This window comes from Granulicella sp. L60 (genome assembly GCF_009765825.1).
Lineage (GTDB): Bacteria > Acidobacteriota > Terriglobia > Terriglobales > Acidobacteriaceae > Edaphobacter.
Genome location: NZ_LMUR01000010.1, coordinates 296,149 through 315,328, shown reverse-complemented (window position 1 = coordinate 315,328; position 19,180 = coordinate 296,149). Strand labels below are relative to the sequence as shown.

Sequence of the window (19,180 nt, the reverse complement as noted above, 5' to 3'; positions counted from 1 at the left end):
ATGGTGTGACGCGCCCGGCTGTTCTCTTGTGGCCTGTCAGACTGTGCTGTTCTCAAAACCCGCTGGCGCATTGATTGAAATATGCACTGTTGCCTGTCAGTGAGAACTTCGGCCGAAAATTAGTGCATCGCCCGCTCATTCACCTGCTCAAAGAGCCTGTGATTGTCGCGATAGTCGACGTGCACGCCGATCAGAACGGGGCCAGAGGCGTCGAAGGCTTGTTTGAGCACTGAGCTAATTTGATCAGGAGAATGGATCATGAACCCTCGTGCACCGAACGCCTCGGCGTACTTCACAGGATCAAGCGGGCCAAACGTGGTGCCAGAAGAGCGGCCATACTTCTGCTCTTCCTGGACAGCAACCATGTTGTAAGTACCATCGATCCAGATCATGTGGATGAGATGGGATTGCAGCCGCACAGCAGTCTCAAGTTCCATTCCCGAAAAGAGAAAACCACCATCGCCGGAGATCGACAGGACCTTTTCTGCTGGTCGGACGAGTGTAGCTGCAATTGCCCACGGGAGTGCGACTCCCAAGGTCTGCTGTCCGTTGCTGATCAGTATCTGTCTCGCTCGGAAGCTATAGAGGTGTCGTGCCATCCAGAGGTGGAAAGAACCCATGTCCAGGCAGAGCGTCGTGTCAGGCGTGAGGATGTTCTGTAGTTCAGAGACGAGCCTGAGCGGATGGACTGGAGCGCCATTCATTGCGGCAGATGAACGCACCAACTCCTCCCGGCCTTCAGTTATCTTGTCCAGCAATCGCCTGATGGCCGGATCGAGAGTGGAGTGGGAAACCAAGGGCGTCAACAGACGGATCGTCCCAGCGATGTCTCCAATCAACTCGACTGTCGGGCTGTAAGAGTTGTCTATGTCTGCCGGAAGAGAGTCCAGATGCACAATGGGGCGCTTGTTGCCTTTGTTCCAGATGGAAGGCCAGTACTCGACAGGATCGTATCCTATCGTGACTACTAAATCTCCCGAGGCAAGAATCTCATCCGCTGGTTGATTGTTGATTTGGCCAACTCTCCCACCGAAGTTGCCGAAAAGATTCGCCGAGACCGCACCGGCGGCTTGAAATGTCCCTACCACCGCCAGTTTTCCAATCTCTATCAGTGCATGAACTGCGGCTGCGTTCTCCGGCTTACTCGCCAGCAGACCAAGCAATACCACCGGCCTTTTCGCTTGATTGATCAGACGTGCAGCTTCTTTGACTGCTTCGGAGTCTGCGGGGCCGGGGGTGGAGTGTGTCGGCAAGGTCAGAACTTCGCACTTCGCGGGTGCGACCATGATGTCCATGGGCAGACTCACAAAGGCCGCTCCCGGCCGGTCGGACTCAGCGCTTCGAAATGCGGCTGCCATTACCTCTGAGACCGATTCCGATGAGTCAACCTCTGCGCTGTACTTCGTCACGGCCCGCATGAGATTCACCGAGTCCATCGACTGATGAATTTTCTTCAATCTGTCGGCGAGCGGTACGGCGCCACCAAGCGCAATCACCGGGTCACCTTCGGTATTTGCCGTGGCCAATCCGGTGACTAGATTGGAGACACCAGGACCAGAGGTCGCGATTGCCACACCGGCTTTGCCGGTCATTCTTCCGATACCTCCCGCGATGAAGGCGGCGTTCTGTTCGTGACGGCAGACGACGGTTTGAATGGAAGAGTCAACCAGGGTGTTAAAGACCTTGTCGATCTTGGCCCCCGGCACCCCGAAGACCCATTTCACGTCCTGCTGTTCGAGCGTCTTGACGACAATATCCGCGCCCGTAAGCTGATCGTTTGGCTTCTGTTCACTGGACATTAGAGATTTTCCTTTTTGTGAGCTTGTTCCGCGTAGGCAAGTTCTTTCGCAGTATCTTTTGTCAGGTCGGCTCGCAGAAACTCTTCTGACTCTGGAAGAGAGAGGTGGAAGTCGTTGAGCCTCTCTACTCGTATCCGCAGGTCTCTTCCATTGCACTGAAGCAGATGTCCTCCCTTGGTTCGGTCCTCAGAGAGGAAATGGAAGTGGTAGCCTGCAACGTTGAGCGCGCTCGAGAACTGCGGGGACCACAGTCCGACGAGGGTTCCGTCGATGTCCCTGAAGTCAAATTCCGGTTGGATAGCGGCAGCCTTCGCCAGAGGAAGTCCGTCCAGCGTGGCTTTCATGGCGCGAGTGCGAACCTGCTCGAAGTGGCCATCAATGCGGAAGGCATAGAAGAGATTTTCGGAGTCCCGATACTGATCACAGAGCTTTGTGAGTTCCTCGAAGGTCGGAGCGTTCTCGATGGTTTGGTCCTGGTCGGCAAGAAAATGTACAACCACGGCGAAGGGTGTTCCTGTGTCATCGACAATCTTGCTAACCGTGCCATCGCTGCGCACCTGATAGATGCTTCCATCCAACACGACCATCTCTCCGTCGAGATTGTCGAAGGTGCCGAGCCCAAAATCGCCGTAGTTGAGCAGAAAGGAGCTGGAAACGGCCCTTTCGTAGATGCCTTGAACAAGAGCTCCTGATGTGGAGACCTGAAACAGCGTATGCACCGGTATCTCCAGAGCCCGGGAAAGGGCTGATGTAACAATCCGAGCGATCGATTCGCCGGTCGTCCTGGAGCGTTCTTTCAGAGCGATTTCGAGCTGCTGTGGTATTTCACAATCGAGCATGGGCATGGGCAGTTCTCCGGGGATAAGCCTAAACAGGTGTGGTGTCGGCAAGGACAGCTTTGCGATGTGCCTTGAATATTCGATAAAGAAGGAACAGCGAGGGAAACAGAATAGCTCCTCCAAAGGCACACGCGATCTCAATCTCTACAAGGACGTTGGAAGGTGCTGAACTATTGAAGATAGTCAAGCCTGGCCTAACGAGGTACGGATACTGCGCTGCGCCCCATCCGATGATGATCAGACCGACCTGGGCCGCGGCTGCGATTCTGGCACGAAGATAGTGTCTCGACCAAAGTGCCTGAAATGCGACGAATGCTGCGATCGCAGCGCAGGATTCGACCAACAACACATAGGGAGCGCCCGAAAGACCATCCCGTATCTCCCGCGCGTTGTCACCTGCGACAACGTATGTCGCAAACGCTGCCATAAGAGAGATAAAACCGGAGAAGAGAGCCCGGCTTCTGAAATCATCCTGAAGTGCAGGGTCATCGGTTTCTACGGTTAGATAACACGCCGACAGATAGGCGAACAGCGAGAGCGAGAGAACGCCGACAATTACCGAGAATGGATGAAACCACGTTCCGAGAAAGCCATTTTCGCTGATGCCATCTCTCACGACGACCGTATCGCTTGAGATAGCCCCGATCACGATTCCGAGAAAGAGCGGCGTCATGCTGCTCGATACCGAAAAAACCTTACCCCAGTAGAGCTGCGTCCTGATGCTTCCTGCGAAATAGGTACGGAAGACATAGGATGAGCCTCGCAGTACGACGCCCAGAAGGATGAGAAAGACTGGGACACCAAGGGCTATGCTGATTGCACCGAACGCGGGCGCGAAGCCTGCAAACATGAGAACAACCACCAGAATGAGCCACACATGGTTTGTCTCCCATACCGGTTCAATCGCTTGCGCGATCAGCTCCCGCTGTTTCTCCTGGCGGGGTCCGGAACACATAAGGTCCCAGAAGCCCGCGCCATAGTCGGCCCCGGCGAGCAGAGAGTAGATCACGAGTGCGCCAAGCATGATGCCTGCCAGAATCATTGCTGGATTCATACCAGCACCCCGGGGCCGTCAAGTTGCTTTCTCTCGGCTGGTGCGATCACATGCTTGCTCAGCAACCAGACGACGATGATTCCAAGAACAAGATAGACGAAGGTCATCATCAGAAACGTAATTGTGATGTTCGGCATGGTAGTCACTGCATCTCTTGTGCGCATCAGATGGTAGACAATCCAGGGCTGACGGCCCAACTCAGTCACCATCCATCCGGCCTCCAGGGCGACGAACCCAAGCGGACTAACCAGGACAGCTGCCTTGAGAAACAACTTCTGTTTACTCAAAGGGCCACGTTTCCAGGAGAGCCCAGCTGCGATGAGGGCGAAGAACGATAACAGGCTTCCGCAGCCCACCATGATCTGAAAACAGATATGCACCATTCGCACATTCGGCCAGTCCTTCGAAGGTTCCTGATCGAGTCCCTTGATCAGAGCGTTCGGAGTGTGGAAGGCGAGAAGGCTCAGACCATGCGGTATTTTGATGGCGTACTTCGTTACCCGCTCGTCTGGAAAAGGAAGACCGCCGATGCTTAGCGGAGCCCCCACTTCTGTTTTGAACTGTCCCTCGAGGCTCGCCAGCTTCATTGGCTGCTTCACTGCAACCATACGGGCGAGAGCATCCCCACTTACACCCTGAATCAAAACAGCTGCTCCACCGACACACAGTGCAATTCCGATGGCGACTTCATCGAAGCGATTTCTGCCTCGACGCAACAGAAGCCAGCTATGGATTCCAGCCGTCGCAAATCCCGCGGCAGTGTAGGCGGCAAGTACCATGTGTACCGCCTCCGGAATGCCCGCCGGGTTTAGCATTGCGGCGAAGGGGTGGATGTTCTGGAACTTGCCATCGACGATGTCGAAGCCAGTCGGTGTGTTCATCCACCCGTTGACTAGCGTAACGAAGATGGCGGACAGCAATCCACTCAAAGACACGATGATGCCTGAGAAGAGATGGAACCAACCGGGCACACGGTTCCACCCATATAAATAAATGCCGAGGAAGATGGCTTCCGTGAAGAACGCGAATCCTTCCAGAGAAAATGGCATTCCGATCACAGCTCCGGCATACTGCATGAACCTCGGCCAAAGCAAACCAAGCTCGAATGACAAAACAGTCCCTGAGATCGCGCCGACGGCGAAGAGGATGGTTGTCCCCTTCGCCCAGCGTTTTGCAAGCAGGAGATAGGCCGGATCGCCTGTCGATCTCCACCGCCATTCGGCGATGGTCATCATCAATGGCAGCGAGACACCAATCACCGCGAAGACGATGTGGAAGGCAAGGGACATCCCCATCTGAGAGCGAGCTGCAAGAAAGTTATCCATTTGCAACGTCTCTCCCTTACGCGACGGATGGGGCGTCTTGCGCTTGGGGTCGTGTCAGTTCCTCAAGCAGGAAGATCACCGATTGATAGTCCTTCCCAGTTGCGAGATTCATGCCCAACTCGCACGTCCGGTTGCTGCACAGGTACTTTTCAAACTCCTGATCTCCGATCTCGTTCACCTCTTCCGAAGTAGCGGACTGAGTCAACTCTGGATGTAGAAAGCCCCGGTCACCAGCGAAGGCGCAGCAGGTAGCGTAGATCGGCGTTACGGCCTTCTTTGCCAGAGCCTCGCCGAGCAACTGCATCTTCTCGACCAATCCAAGATGATGAATGGCACAGACTGGATGGATCACAGCAGACTCGATCTGACGTTCTACCTTGAGCTTCGGCAAGAGGTAGTCATACGCCCATCCCACGGAGTCAATCAGTTTCAACTGCTTGTGTCGTTCCGAATTCTGCAGCGTCAGATAACCGAGAATCTCGGTCGTGATTCCGAATGTGCAGGAACTGGCATCGCAGACGACCGGAATCTTTCCGCCATTGCTCCACTCCCACATCTTCTCGACGATCTTGTTGGCCATGTATTTATTGCCATCGGCGTAGCCCTTGGAGTGCCAGACTGTTGCGCAACAGGTTCCAGATAGGTCGTCAGGGATCCAGAGCGGCATTCCTGCTCGAGCCGACACCGCGACCATCGCATCGGCGATGCCTGGCCCCTTCGATTCCTCTGAGTTCCCAAACATCCGGTTGACACATGCGTGGAAATAGACTGCGGCTGCGGCCTCACGCGATGTATCTGGAACCTTGGGAGTGGCAGCCGGCGGGATCACCGGAAGCCATCCCGGCACAAGGTCCTTGCTCACAACCGAGCGGACTACCTTCAGAGCGCTCTCGGCTACGAGAGATCCACCATACATACTGGTAGCAATATGATTCAGCGTGAGAGCCGCTCGTGCTCCTATCTCGGCAGCGCCCCAGTTCTCCGCAATCTTCTCGGCGACGTGCTCCTGAGTGGTGTTGTGTTCCTCATGACGGAATCGCTTCATCAACATGCCAGTGTTGATGCCTACCGGGCAGGCCAGCGCGCAACTGCCATCGCCGGCGCAGGTCTCGATCGCGTCGTACTCGTACTGCTTTAGGAGTGCCTCGGTGACGATAGAACCAGTCGGTTGGCGCAGCATCTCGCGTCTTATAACAATGCGCTGCCGCGGCGTTGTGGTGATGTGACGGCTCGGACACACGGATTCGCAGTAGCCACATTCAATACAGCGATCGACCTCCTGCTCGACCGTGGGCACCGTGTGCAGATGACGAAGATGCGCTTTCGTATCCCTGGTCAGCATTACGTCCGGAGCCAGCATGAGATTTGGATCGGCAAGACGCTTCAGCCGCCACATCATGTCGGTGAGCTTCAGACCCCACTCGTGCTCAACGAAGGGAGCGATGTTACGGCCTGTTCCGTGCTCGGCCTTCAGTGAGCCGTCGTACTTGTCAACGACGAGCTTCACTACATCCTGCAGAAATCCGTCGAACCGCTCGACATCCGCTTCCGTATTCAATGAGGGTGTAATCAGAAAGTGGAGATTGCCTGCAGAAGCGTGGCCAAAGACCACTCCATCATAACCATGCTTAGGGAAAAGCTTTTGCAAATCGAGCGCACCGTCCGCAAGCTTGTCCGGAGGAAAGCAAACGTCTTCGAGGATCAACGATGTACCGCTGGGGCGAGCCCCACCAATAGATGGTAGTAGTCCGCTGCGGATGGTCCAGTATTGCGCCGCAAGATGTGGGTCTTGAGTGAACTCCGCCTTTTCAAGCAACTGAAGTCCTTCGAGTACCGATTGAGCCGCAGCGCCTGCCTCTCTGAGCTTCTCGGGAGTTGGTTCGCGAAACTCCACCAGCAGCGCGGTTGCTTCACTTGGCAAAGTCTTCCAGCGGTCAGGTACGCCAGGCTTACCCTCTACAGCGTGTAAACATCCACGATCGGAGAGTTCTGCGGCAGCTGCACCATGAGCAATAAAGGGAGCTACGGCAGCACATGCGGAGTGCATGTCGGGGAAGACGAGGAAAGCTGTCAGTCGGTACTTATCGTCAGGCACCGTCTCGAAGACACCTTCTGAGATGAAGGCCAATGTGCCTTCCGAGCCCACGAGCAGCTTGCGGAAGATTCCGAGCGGCGTCGATTCATCAAGGAAGGCCCCCATATGGTAGCCCGTCGTGTTCTTGATGCTGTACTTCTTCTTGAGCCGTTCAACGAGCTTCGTGTCTTTGTGGATCTCTTCCCTGATCTCCATCAGCCCAGCGGCCAGATCGGGTTCCGCAACACTGAACTGATTTTCAGCGTCTGGATCCGCAGTATTAATATGTGTGCCCGAGGGAAGCAGAAACGACACCGATTCGAGTGTCTTGTAAGAATTCTCGACGGTTCCGCAACACATTCCGCTGGCGTTGTTTGCAATTACACCTCCCACGGTCGCCACGCCAGAACTTGCCGGGTCGGGTCCTAGTCGGTAGCCGTAGGGATGTAATGCGAGGTTTGCTCGGAACATGACCGTTCCTGGCCGCACTCTAAGACGCTTGCCGCCGTCCTCGACCGTCATCCCGGCCCAATGCTTTCGACCATCGATCAGAATGCCGTCGCCTTGCGACTGGCCACTGAGGCTCGAACCGGCAGAGCGAATGGTTACGGGAAGCTTCTTCTCCTGCGCGTAAGCGAAGATCCTGGCGATCTCTTCGACGGTTCGCGGCGTTACCACCACCTTTGGGAACATCCGGTAGGGACTCGCATCAGTCGCGTACTTGACGAGATCGATGACTCGCGAATGCACCTGTGCGTCGCCCAGGATTTCAACAAGGTCATCACGCAGCCACAGTGGGGTACCCAGCGCCAACTCTTCTGGGGCACGATCGTGGGTTGGAGCATGCTCAGTGGGGGTGATTTTTGCTGCATCTGGTTCTAATAGCGTCAGCATTGGGGTTCTCCATGGATGGTTGTAGGCCTGCTCTGTTGCGACTTAACTCTCGTGTGTGCCGGGATAAACTTCAGCGACTTGTCCGATTCTCACAATTTGGCAAAGGAGACAATCCTGAGACGGGCGGCAATGACAACCATGCGTGAGTCTCGTGGATCTCTTGGAGGTCCTTGCTGTAACAATGCCTTGTGCGCGGTGTGAAATCAGGACGTTTTGCGTCACACTCATGCACGACATTTGTCCTCTCAGGCCAATCGAAGGCCTGCGAGGAGCCGAAGAATCGAGGGAAAATGGTTATAACCATGCTCGAGTTGTAATCTTACGGACGCACTCCGGAACTGCATATCACATGTTTCTATTAGGCGTTGAGCTACCGAAGCAGGAACCGACAAATGAAGTCCTACTCTAATGTTTATCGTTATGGCCTAGTGATTGCGGCATGCTCGATCGCCGTCTTCGTGGGCTGGATCTCTGGCGCAGAGGCTACTTGCCTACTCCTTGGAGTCATGGTCAGCTCTCTATATGGCGGCCATTATCCGAGCCTTGTGGGAGCCGGACTCTCAGTGCTTGCGTTCGACTTCTTTTTTCTTACGCCGCGACACCACTTCTCAATTGCCTCAACTGCCTATCCCCGATTTGTCGCGTTCATAGCCGCAGCGTTCGCCATTCGCTATCTCATCCGATCAAGGGAAGAAAAGATTAGGGGTCACGCAAAAGAGCTTCGCGAGCTCATCGACTTCATTCCTCACCACGTTCTTGTCCTGGATCCCGGCGGCCGCCTCCTCGAAGCAAACCAGATGGTGCTTGACTACACTGGACGCACCCTGGACCAGATGAAAAATATTGAGACAGTCGAGCGAATTCGTCTAGATATTCATCCAGATGACATCGCGAAGGCAAGAGGTGAACGGCAACGCAATCTATCCGCGGGTCTACCTTTCGAGATTGAAAGGCGCGCTCTTGGCAAAGACGGAGAATACCGGTGGTTTCTCTTCCGTTACAAGCCATTAATTGGCGCGGATGGCGAAATCTCGCGTTGGCTCTGTACCGCAACCGATATTGAGGAACTAAAGAGAGAGGATGAACGGCTTCGTTTGGTCGTGGACACGACTCCCGCATTCATCCACAGCGCCCGACCGGATGGTTCGGTAGATTACCTTAATCAGCGTTGGCTGGACTATTTAGGGCTCTCTTTGGAAAGTGCACTGGATCGAGAACTTCAAGGCTCAACCATGCATGTCGATCCGAGAACGTGGGCATGGAACCTGATTTCTACGATCCATCCAGAGGATCTCCCTTTATTTACCGATAAATGGAATCTGATTATCGGATCCTGTAAGCCCGGCGAGTTCGAAGCGAGGGTACGACGCTTTGATGGGTTGTATCGTCGGTTCCTCTTCCAGGTTGCTCCCCTTTGTAACAAGGGTGGCAGCGTCGTCAAGTGGTACGCATCAAGCACGGATATCGAGGACCGCAAACGAACAGAGGAGGAATTACGGCAAAAAGAGATTGAGGTAGCTAACCAATTGCGGCTTGTGATTGATACGACCCCTGGCTTGAGCTGGACTTCGGGGCCAGATGGCTCGGCTGACTTCTTCAACCGGCAATGGCTCGAGTACTCGGGGCTATCCATTGACGAGGCAATCGGTTGGGGCTTTCTGGTCACGATTCACCCTGACGATATACCCCGCATGATGGAAGACGTGCAGAGAGCCCTGAAGATTGGCGACTTCTTCGAGTCAGAATGCCGCATCCGTCGTTACGATGGCGAATATCGCAGGTTTCTTTTCCGTGGAAGTCCCGTGCGAGGCAGCGAAGGCAGCATCGTCAAATGGATCGGAATTAATACTGACGTGGAAGACCGCAGACGCATGGAGGACGCCTTGCGTGCAAGCGAAGAGAGTTTGAAGCGAAGCGAAGCTTATCTGCTTACGGCCCAACGTTTGAGCCAGACCGGAAGTTTTGGGTGCAAGATTTCCACGGGGGAGATGATTTGGTCAGACGAGACCTTTCGGATCTTCGCGTATGACCGTAACATCAGGCCAACCATTCAACATATCCTGCACCGGGTACATCCCGGGGACAAGGCCCGATTCCAAGCGTACGTCGATCGGGCAATGCGCGATATAGAGGATTGCGACCTCGAATATCGGTTGTTATTGCCAGATGAATCTGTGAAGCATCTCCGCCTTGTGGCACATACTGAAAGAGATGAGGCAGGCACCTCGAAATTTCTTGGAGCCGTGACCGACATTACCGAGACAAGGCGAGCACACGAAGCACTGCGTCGGAGCGAAAGCTATCTGCTGGAGGGACAGAGACTCACACATACAGGAAGTTTCGGCTGGAGCGTCCCGGGAAAGAATCCTACCTATCTCTCCAAGGAATGTTTGCGTATCTTTGGCTTCGATCCTGAAAGAGGCATGCCGACCTGGGAAGACAGGCTTCAGCGTATTCACCCGGCGGATCAGGCCAAATGGCAGGAGAAAATAGATCGAGCCATAAGGGAAAAATCAGGCTACGAAGTGACCTACCGGATTATTCTTCCGTGCGGAATACTCAAACACATCCATGTCGTTGGCCACCCTATGTTTAGCGAGTCGGGAGATCTTATCGAATTTATCGGGACTGCGATGGACATTACCGAACGCTGGAAGGTAGAAGAGGCGTTGCGAGGAAGTGAACACCAGCTTCGATTGATAATCGAGACAATTCCCGCTTTCGTATGGTGTGCAATGCCCGGCGACGGGAAAGTGGTCTACGCAAATCAGCGCTTTTGCAATTACACGGGCAGAACATTGGAAGAACTTCTGGAGTTTAAGTGGGTCACCCTGGTCCATCCCGACGACGTCGAAACGACAATAGGGTCGTGGCGTCACGTCCTCGAAACGGGAGAGCCCCTTGAAATCACACATCGAATGCGACGTGCTGACGGCGTCTATCGTTGGATTCAAACACTCGCTGAGCCCCTGCGCGACAGAGAGAACCGAATCACGCAATGGTACGGTCTCAATATCGAGATAGATGAGAGCAGGAGGATGGCGGAGATGTTACGCGCCACTCAGGCAAGACTGACACGTGCAACCCAAATCGCGACCGTGGCCGAATTGTCGGCTTCTATTGCCCACGAGATCAATCAGCCTCTTGCGGCTGTCGTGGCGAACGGCGAAGCTTGCGAGATGTGGCTATCGATCGACCCGCCGAATTTGGAACGCGCAAGACTGGCCGTGCAGAGAATTGTCCGGGATGGAAATGCGTCTGCGGCAGTGATCCAGCGGATCCGAGCGCTTTTCAAGCAGGAGATCGCAAATAAAGCACCGCTCGACATGAACGAAGTGATCCACGAAGTGCTCCGTTTAGTGTCGAACGAAGTTCAGAGAAAACGGGTCAACGTTCGAATGGAACTGAGTCTAGAGGTACCCATGACTCTGGCCGATCGCGTCCAGATGCAGCAACTGATGATCAATCTGGTAAACAATGGGATTGAAGCTATGGACGGGGTGGCCTATGGTACAAAGCAACTCATTCTACGTTCCAGAAGCGACGACCTGAACTCAATACTGATTGAAGTTTGCGATTATGGAAGCGGGCTCGTGGATGTGGAGAGAGTCTTCGAACCATTTTTCACAACAAAAGAAAAGGGGATGGGGATGGGCCTGTCCATATGCCGTTCGATCATCGAAGCACATGGGGGCAGTATTTGGGTCACTCGAAACAAGGATCAGGGAGCGACCTTCAGTTTTAGACTTCCTGTTCTGGCGGAGAAGGCTTGAATGAATGCAAAAGACCATATGGTGTTTGTTGTGGATGACGACCCTCGTGTAGGCGAGGCACTGTTGGAACTGCTCTCGTCATTAGATTTTCGTGTGATGGTGTTCGGATCGGCGACAGAATATATCGAGTTTCCCAAGCCAGATCTTCCGACCTGCCTGATTCTCGATGTACGACTACCTGATGTCAATGGCTTGGATCTTCAAAGACAAATAGCTGATCGAGTCCATCCTCCGATCGTCTTTATCACCGGATACGGCGACATTCCATCAACAGTGCGGGCGATGAAGGCGGGGGCAGTTGATTTCCTTCCGAAACCATTCGGACGGGAACAGCTGTTGAGGGCGGTCGAGGAGGCGCTAGCACGGGACACGAGGTCTCGTCTGGATCGAGACCAGGTAAATCGCTTGAAGGAACGCTTCTCTCATCTGACTCCGCGCGAGCGAGATGTGCTGCCTTTGGTTGTGGCTGGTCTTCTCAACAAACAAGCCGCATCGCAACTTGGCATAAGCGAGACCACCTTACAGATTCATCGCGGCCAAATCATGCGGAAGATGGCGGCGAATTCATTGGCAGAGTTGGTGAGGATGGCCGGGAAGTTAGAGATCGCCATTCCGTCCTCTGAATCGACCCCCTTATAAAACCGTTATAGACATAGGGTGCAAACTCCGTACCATTGAATCTATCCGTAAAGCGAACCGAAATGACTGATGAAATTAAACGAACCATAGCGGTCGTGGATGATGATTATCGGATTCTCGAGTCTCTGGAGAGCCTGCTCGAATCGGCCGGCCATTTCGTCCGCCTGTTTCCATCAGGGGAGGCCTTTCTGGAATCCGGGGTTCTCTCTAAGGTAGACTGCCTGATCTCCGATATCAGCATGCCTGGAATTGACGGCTTTGGCCTCTTAAGGATTGCGCACCTCGATCGCCCGGATCTGCCTGTCATCCTCATCACGGGTCGTGAGGAACTGATGAATGCCCGATCTCCAGCGGAACCGGTGCCCCGCTATTTTTTCAAGAAGCCGTTTGACGGAAAAAAGCTATTGTCCGCCGTCTCGGCTGCTCTATTGGAACTCAGTTAGACCAATTGTGGATCTCTAGACTCTGCCCGACATTCGGAAGGACCGTTGAGCCAGGAGCACCCACAGTACAGCTTCTAATAGAAACATATGATAGCCAGCTCTGCATGCTGTGCTTACCATTGACATTCTGAGTCGGGAACTTAGCCATACCGCCCGATGGAGAGATGCTCTGAGCATGACAAAACGTGCGGTCATTGTCCCAATCGTTGTCCTCGGTATAGCTGTGGGACTTTTTCTTATCATTCGGGGCCATTGGACCAGCAATGAGTCCGGAGCAGCAGTGCAGAGGACCGATGATGCCTATGTGCGCGCAAATCAAACCCCTCTGAGTACACGCATCAGCGGGACGGTACGACGCGTTACGGTAGGGGATTACCAAGCCGTAAAGGCAGGGCAACTGCTGGTGGAACTCGATGATGCGGACTATCAGGCGATGCTCAAAGAGGCGGAAGCAGCACTCGAGGGCGCGAAGGCAGAATACGCCGGAAATCAGGATGCAAAGCGAGCGGCCGATGCGAGCATAACCGCTGCCGAGTCAGGCATAGAGCAGGCGCAGGCTGCGGTAGCTGCGGCAGACGCAGGAATTAGTGCGACACAAGCCAATGTGAGTCAGGCCGAATCCGAATTCACGCGTCAGCAGGCACTGCTGAGCAATAGAGCAGCCACAAAACAGCAGTTCGAGACGGCAGAGGCTGCAAAGCTGAGCGTTGTGGCTGGCCTGCTGGCACATCAGGCCGATCTGGCAAAGGCTCAGGCCGCTGCAAGCGGCGCTCAGGCCGCGCTGGCTGGTGCGAAGCAGCAGCGATTGGCATTGAACTCCAAAGACGCAGGCCTGCTCGCTCAGATTGATGCGAAAAAAGCCGCGATCGTCGTAGCCCAGGTCAACCTGAGCTACACCAAAATCTTCGCTCCCGCCGACGGTTCGGTTGGAGAGTTTCGCGTCCATCCTGGGCAACTTGTCGGAGCCGGCGTTCAGGTGGTCAATCTGGTGCAAAGCGGAATCTGGATTCAGGCCAATTACAGGGAGACTCAACTCGGACGCGTGCGCCAGGGAGACAGCGCCGATGTACATATCGATGCTCTTCCATCCTCATCTTTCCATGGTCATGTTCTTGAGATAGCGCCGGCAAGCGGTTCGCAGTTTGCTCTGCTGCCGCCGGATAATGCAACGGGCAACTACACCAAAGTTGTGCAACGCATCCCGGTCAAAATCGTTCTCGATCAGGCTTCTGATGTCGCAGTGTTGCGTCCAGGATTCTCCGCAGAGGTTGCGATTCGCCCATCCGGCAACTTCACTGCGAGGTAATCCTTCGATGCCAGAGTTGCCACAAGAAAACGTGCACGCGCGAACCTACCATCCTGCATTTGGAATTGCAGGAGTGTTGCTCGGCGCTGCGCTTGCAACCTTTCTGGGTCGGTTGCTCAGCGTAGGCATAGCCGATCTGCGCGGCGCACTGCATCTTGATTTCGATGAGGCCTCATGGATAGGAACTTCTTACAACATGGGGATGATGTTCGTCGGACCATTCTCTGTCTATCTGGGCGGTCTGCTCGGCCCACGTCGAGTGCTGTTGGCCTGTGCGGGAAGCTTTTCGATATTTTGTCTTGTCATGCCTTTCGCCACTCACTTCTCCATGCTCATCGCTCTTCTGGTGGCGGGCGGACTGACGGCGGGTACGTTCTATCCGCTAAGCCTGTCCTTTATCCTTCGCAACATACCGCAGCGCTACGCGCTCTATGGAATCTCCGTATATGCGGTAGACATCGTTGTATCGACGCATATCGCCCATTCGTATGAAGGCTGGCTCATCCATGCACTTTCATGGCGATGGATCTTCTGGACAGACGCATTGCTGTCTCCGCTGATGATGCTCTTCGTTTACCTCGGCATTCCGCCACAACCTTTGCCTCAGCCAAAGCCTGGTCAGCCGAAACCGTCCTGGCGCGGGTTCCTGTATGCCAGCGCCGGAGCGGCAATGCTCTATGGCGCCCTCGATCAGGGACAGCGACTGGATTGGTGGCGCTCCGGCACTTTCGTTGCGCTGGTAGTCAGTGGCACGTTCCTTGTCATTTGTTCGGCGGTTCGGCATTTCACGCAGCCCAATCCACTGATCAACTTTCCCTTTCTCCGGCGCAGCACTCCCATACTGCTGGCATTCGTTCTTATCTTCTTTCGGTTTCTTCTGCTCTCCGCCGTGGTCGTTATTCCGAGTTATCTGACAAGCGTTCAGGGCTACAGCAACGTTGAAGTCGGTCCTGTCCTGTTGTGGCTGGCCATTCCGCAGGTTCTCGCCGGTCTGCTCGCGGTTTATCTGCTGGGCCGAGTCGACAATCGCATCATCCTCGCGGCAGGTTTCGGCCTGATGGGACTGGGATGTCTGATGAATGCCAACCTCTCGTCCGACTGGTCGGGAACAAACTTTATGGCCAGCCAACTGGTCCTGGCGTTGGGAGAAGGCATCGCGTTCAACGGGCTGGTCGGTTCGATTGTTCTGGACATACTGAACTCGGGAGCAATGAGCCGCGGCATCGATCTGCTCACGTTCTCTGGGTTCTTCCAGACGATTCGCCTCTTTGGCGGCGAAATTGGTGCGGCCTTCATGGGGCACTTCCTTCAAATCCGTGAGGAGTATCACTCGAATATCCTGGGTCTCAACGTTCAATCGGGTTCGCTCGCTACGAATGAACGCATCTCTGCTCTCACGGCCGGCATGCAGGCCCAGGCAACCACTTCGGATGTCGCTATGGGCCGCGCATCGACCCTGCTTGCCCTGACCGTGCGAAAGCAGGCGTTCACCTTAGCGGTCACGGACTGTTTCCTTCTGCTTGGCTGTGCATCCATTGCCTGCCTGATTGTGATCGCCTCGATGGAACCGGCAAAGACCCAATACAAACAAATGATCGCTGCCTTAAAGGCTCAGAGGACATAGTGCTATGAGGAAAGCATACGAACAGATAAAAGTGGAACACAGGATCTCCGGCAGTCCGCCACGTAGATATCTGATCCTCGCTCTATTGATTGCTTCCTTCTTCACCGTTCATCATGCGGCCGCGCAGGCAGACAGCCAGGCATCGACGGACAATGGACGACCCACGCGATCGCTTACTCTTTCCAGAGCGGTTGAGCTGGCGATGCAAAACAATCGTCGCCTCAAACTCGCCCGTCTCTCTGTGGAAGACAACGAAACGAAGCGGACGGTCGCGCGAGCAAACTACTACCCCCACATCAAAAACGAGTCAACGGTTCTGCACGTCACCGAGCTTGAAGGCATAGACATTCCCGCCGGTGCCTTCGGAAACCCCGCTGCAACCGGACTCATCCCCAGCAGCTCTCTGCGGATCGGTCAGGGAGCGGTGAATACATACACCAGTGGCACAGGGCTGGTTCAGCCCCTCACTCAGATGTTCAGGATTCACGCCGGTGACAAAGCCGCGACCGCAGACGTCCGAAGCGCACAGATCGATGAAACCGATGCGGAAAATTCGATCTCTCTGCTCGTCCACCAGATGTACTTCAATATCCTCACAGCGCAGGCGCACCTGGAGGCCACAAAACGAGCTGCATCGGCAGCATCCGTAAACGAATCGGAAAATACTCGTGCAGTGGCAGAAGGCAGATCTCTGGATGTCGCAGCCTTGCAGGCGCACGCAGCCTATCTCGATCAGCAACAATCCGTGCTCACGCAACAACTCGCGATCGACGATGCGACGCTCCAGTTCGACGATGTGCTCGGACTGCCGCTCGGCACTCGTCTGATTCTCGACAGTGATTCTCTGGGAGCACCCCCAACCCTCCCGTCTCGATCCGAAGCGATTGCCGCCGTGACAGCAGGCAATCCCAAAGTGCTCGCGGCCAGACAGACAGTAGAGAAGGCGAAGGCTGGTGTGGCGGCTGCGCGCGATGCGTATATTCCGGACATCAGCGGACTCGCGAGATACAGCTACCAAAGCGGTGTTCCATTTCTCGTACACAACTTCGGCACATTCGGCGGCGTGTTCAGCTACGACCTCTTCGATGGCGGCGCTCGAGAGGCAAAGCTCAAACAAGCCAGGATCGAGCTTCAGATGGCAGAGACTCAGCTGCTGCAGACCGAAGCCAACTCTGCGATAGAGATCTCTGCGGCCTATGACAAGACCGAACAGCTACAGCAGCTTATAGGGGTTGTGAACGAAGCTCTCAAAGCGCGAATCGAAGCGGCCCGGGTAAGCGCTCAACGTGTAACCCAAAACGCCGATCTTGAATCGACTGCCGCAAAACAGGATGCCGCTGTGTACGACACAAAGGCATCTCTTCTGGAAGCCAGACTGGGCCTGTTCCTTGCGCAGAACAACATTCAGCAGATGCTGGGGCAACGTCCCTGATTAGGCTCAGGCGCTCCGGCGTTCGAGATGTATCACTGCATCAATACTGATTCATCGTTATCTTTACAAAGGATGCCTTTAATTCAGGAGATTAGAGTCCATATCAGGGTTCAAGTGCTCGCATAAGTTGGGCGATGTAGCTAGATTCTGCCGCGTCTCCTTGAGCATTGATTGCTCGGCATTCTGGTCTCATGTGAGTTGCTGAAAGGGTGGCAATCTGCCATGGTTAAATCATGAAGTTTTCTCGTACGCTTTGTATTTTCTCCCTTCTTGTTTCGTCTTTAAGTCTCTTTGCACAACATCATCATCACGGCGTAGATGGTGGCGACGCGAACCCGGCCATGGAAAATTTTGGGTCGGTGCATATGCCTATTTCCTGCGCGGCTACGGTTGAAGCTCCTTTCGAGCGCGGGATCGCGCTGATGCACTCGTTCTGGTATGAAGAGGCACAGAAGCAGTTTCAGGCTGTTGCTGCTGCCGATCCGCAGTGCGCCATGGCGCAGTGGGGACTAGCGATGACGGAGTGGCGTCCATTCTGGGATGGAATGCCCGATGAACGGCGCAAGGCTGGAATTGTTGAGATCAATAAAGCTACGGCTTTGAATGCGAAGACTGACCGCGAGCGCAGATATATTGCAGCGTTGAGCGGGTATCTGCATGCTGATGCTGCACAGAATGAAAAGGCGTTGCATGTGTATGACGACGCAATGAACGCTTTGCATACAGCTTATCCAGATGATGTGGAGGCGACGGCGTTCTATGGGCTTGCGCTTGCGGCGAGCATTGGAACGCAGGATCCGGTGGGCGATGCACGTAAGGCGCTTGCAGTGCTCGAGCCTGGGTTTGCGGCGCATCCGGATCATCCTGGGTTTGCGCACTACATCATCCATACGTGCGACTCTCCGCAGCTTGCCCGTGAGGGTCTGCCTGCAGCAGAGAAGTATGCTGCGATTGCGCCCTCTTCGGCCCATGCGCTGCATATGCCGGGACACATCTTTGCGCGGCTTGGTATGTGGCAGGAGGACATCGATTCTGATGAGGCTTCGGTGCTCGCTTCGGAGCAAGCTGCGAAGAATCACCAGAGTGGCGTGACGCATGAGTTGCATGCGTACGAGTTCCTGCTATATGCCTATCTGCAACAGGCGGATGATGCCAACACCAAGCGAGTGCTGGATTATACGGAGCCTATGGCGGCGCATCTGCGTGCGCAGCCCGATCTTGCCAACGATGGCATGGCTCCATTCATCAGCTATGTCGAGGTCGAGTTTCCCGGTATCTATGGGCTGGAGATGCATGACTGGAAGTCTGTGCTGGACATTGCGGAGCCTGCGAACTCTATCGTCTCGACGAAGTACATGCGTGACTGGCTCCAAGCCATTGCTGCTGGACATCTGCGCGATGCAGCGACTGCCGATAAGGCGGCTGAAGCAGCTGGGTTGATTGCGAATGCTACTGCGAAGGAGGGGAGTCCTATTGGCGCGGAGATCGCCACGACGCAAGGGACGATCAAGGCCTGGCAGAGTTTTGCGCATAAGAACGATGAGCAGGCGTTGCGGGAGATCAGCGCAGCGGCGGATATTCAGGATCGGGTTGGACAGGCCGAGGTGGATATACCGGCGCGCGAGATGTACGCCGATATGTTGATGATTGACAATCGTCCGGCTGATGCTCTGGTGCAGTACCGCATTGCGTTGAAGCTCAGCCCGAACCGTTTCAACGGGCTTTACAATGCAGGACGCGCGGCTGAGGCTGCAGGTCAGCCGACTGAGGCTGCGGGTTATTACAAACAGCTCCTGAAGGTAACGAACGACGGTGTGCATACCAAGAGGCCAGAGGTGGCCTATGCGCGTGCTTTTCTGCAGATGAGTGCGAGTAAGCACGACGCATAATTGCCTGATCGTCTGTTATGAATTTGTCGTAGTGCCTGAGCCAGTTGCGATCGCGCACTACCAAAATGGTTGCGGTGATGATCCATCTC

Annotated in this window: 12 protein-coding genes; 7 read left to right on the top strand and 5 right to left on the bottom strand. The window is 54.8% G+C overall.

All coding sequences use genetic code 11. The annotated features are described in order from the left end of the window. Window positions 1–119: 119 nt before the first annotated feature. The 5 genes from alsS to GSQ82_RS04565 all read right to left on the bottom strand — a co-directional run bounded on the left by alsS (window position 120) and on the right by GSQ82_RS04565 (window position 7,985). Window positions 120–1,799 carry an acetolactate synthase AlsS gene (alsS, locus tag GSQ82_RS04585; protein ID WP_158790827.1) on the bottom strand — a complete coding sequence of 560 codons (1,680 nt, stop codon included), beginning with the start codon at window positions 1,797–1,799 and terminating at the stop codon, window positions 120–122. Continuing rightward, window positions 1,799–2,518 (bottom strand): acetolactate decarboxylase, encoded by a 720-nt coding sequence (gene budA, locus GSQ82_RS04580; protein ID WP_254061422.1) that lies wholly within the window; start codon window positions 2,516–2,518, stop codon window positions 1,799–1,801. Before budA ends, alsS begins: the two co-directional genes overlap by 1 nt. A 148-nt stretch (window positions 2,519–2,666) precedes the next feature. Further along, a complete protein-coding gene (locus GSQ82_RS04575) occupies window positions 2,667–3,692 on the bottom strand; it encodes a cytochrome d ubiquinol oxidase subunit II (protein WP_158790825.1) in 1,026 nt (341 codons plus the stop codon). After that, the gene (locus GSQ82_RS04570) at window positions 3,689–5,017 is read right to left on the bottom strand and encodes a cytochrome ubiquinol oxidase subunit I (RefSeq protein WP_158790824.1); all 1,329 of its coding nucleotides are present in this window, start codon (window positions 5,015–5,017) and stop codon (window positions 3,689–3,691) included. Before GSQ82_RS04570 ends, GSQ82_RS04575 begins: the two co-directional genes overlap by 4 nt. Window positions 5,018–5,033: 16 nt before the next feature. Continuing rightward, entirely contained in the window at window positions 5,034–7,985 is a 2,952-nt protein-coding gene (locus tag GSQ82_RS04565; RefSeq protein WP_158790823.1) for an FAD-binding and (Fe-S)-binding domain-containing protein, read from the bottom strand. Between the two features lie 392 nt (window positions 7,986–8,377). On the opposite strand from GSQ82_RS04565, the gene GSQ82_RS04560 reads away from it, so the two are divergent. The 7 genes from GSQ82_RS04560 (at window position 8,378) to GSQ82_RS04530 (ending at window position 19,091) form a co-directional block, all read left to right on the top strand. Then, window positions 8,378–11,758: a PAS domain-containing protein gene (locus GSQ82_RS04560; RefSeq protein ID WP_158790822.1), complete on the top strand. Its 3,381-nt coding sequence runs from the start codon at window positions 8,378–8,380 to the stop codon at window positions 11,756–11,758. Then, entirely contained in the window at window positions 11,759–12,397 is a 639-nt protein-coding gene (locus GSQ82_RS04555) for a response regulator transcription factor (RefSeq protein WP_158790821.1), read from the top strand. Window positions 12,398–12,459: 62 nt separating this feature from the next. Further along, window positions 12,460–12,840 (top strand): response regulator, encoded by a 381-nt coding sequence (locus GSQ82_RS04550; protein WP_158790820.1) that lies wholly within the window; start codon window positions 12,460–12,462, stop codon window positions 12,838–12,840. 175 nt (window positions 12,841–13,015) lie between these two features. After that, entirely contained in the window at window positions 13,016–14,146 is a 1,131-nt protein-coding gene (locus tag GSQ82_RS04545; RefSeq protein ID WP_158790819.1) for an HlyD family secretion protein, read from the top strand. 31 nt (window positions 14,147–14,177) lie between these two features. Further along, window positions 14,178–15,770: an MFS transporter gene (locus GSQ82_RS04540; protein ID WP_254061421.1), complete on the top strand. Its 1,593-nt coding sequence runs from the start codon at window positions 14,178–14,180 to the stop codon at window positions 15,768–15,770. Window positions 15,771–15,774: 4 nt separating this feature from the next. Further along, window positions 15,775–17,202, top strand: coding sequence for a TolC family protein (locus GSQ82_RS04535; RefSeq protein WP_158790817.1), 1,428 nt, complete (start codon window positions 15,775–15,777; stop codon window positions 17,200–17,202). Between the two features lie 365 nt (window positions 17,203–17,567). Continuing rightward, window positions 17,568–19,091 carry a hypothetical protein gene (locus tag GSQ82_RS04530; RefSeq protein ID WP_254061420.1) on the top strand — a complete coding sequence of 508 codons (1,524 nt, stop codon included), beginning with the start codon at window positions 17,568–17,570 and terminating at the stop codon, window positions 19,089–19,091. Window positions 19,092–19,180: the final 89 nt, after the last annotated feature.

What these genes read in the sequence shown, in the direction of transcription:
- alsS (WP_158790827.1), bottom strand. Translation starts at nt 1,799, where the DNA reads ATGTCCAGTGAACAGAAGCCAAACGATCAGCTTACGGGCGCGGATATT.
- GSQ82_RS04575 (WP_158790825.1), bottom strand. Translation starts at nt 3,692, where the DNA reads ATGAATCCAGCAATGATTCTGGCAGGCATCATGCTTGGCGCACTCGTG.
- GSQ82_RS04570 (WP_158790824.1), bottom strand. Translation starts at nt 5,017, where the DNA reads ATGGATAACTTTCTTGCAGCTCGCTCTCAGATGGGGATGTCCCTTGCC.
- GSQ82_RS04565 (WP_158790823.1), bottom strand. Translation starts at nt 7,985, where the DNA reads ATGCTGACGCTATTAGAACCAGATGCAGCAAAAATCACCCCCACTGAG.
- GSQ82_RS04560 (WP_158790822.1), top strand. Translation starts at nt 8,378, where the DNA reads ATGAAGTCCTACTCTAATGTTTATCGTTATGGCCTAGTGATTGCGGCA.
- GSQ82_RS04555 (WP_158790821.1), top strand. Translation starts at nt 11,759, where the DNA reads ATGAATGCAAAAGACCATATGGTGTTTGTTGTGGATGACGACCCTCGT.
- GSQ82_RS04550 (WP_158790820.1), top strand. Translation starts at nt 12,460, where the DNA reads ATGACTGATGAAATTAAACGAACCATAGCGGTCGTGGATGATGATTAT.
- GSQ82_RS04545 (WP_158790819.1), top strand. Translation starts at nt 13,016, where the DNA reads ATGACAAAACGTGCGGTCATTGTCCCAATCGTTGTCCTCGGTATAGCT.
- GSQ82_RS04535 (WP_158790817.1), top strand. Translation starts at nt 15,775, where the DNA reads ATGAGGAAAGCATACGAACAGATAAAAGTGGAACACAGGATCTCCGGC.
- GSQ82_RS04530 (WP_254061420.1), top strand. Translation starts at nt 17,568, where the DNA reads ATGCCTATTTCCTGCGCGGCTACGGTTGAAGCTCCTTTCGAGCGCGGG.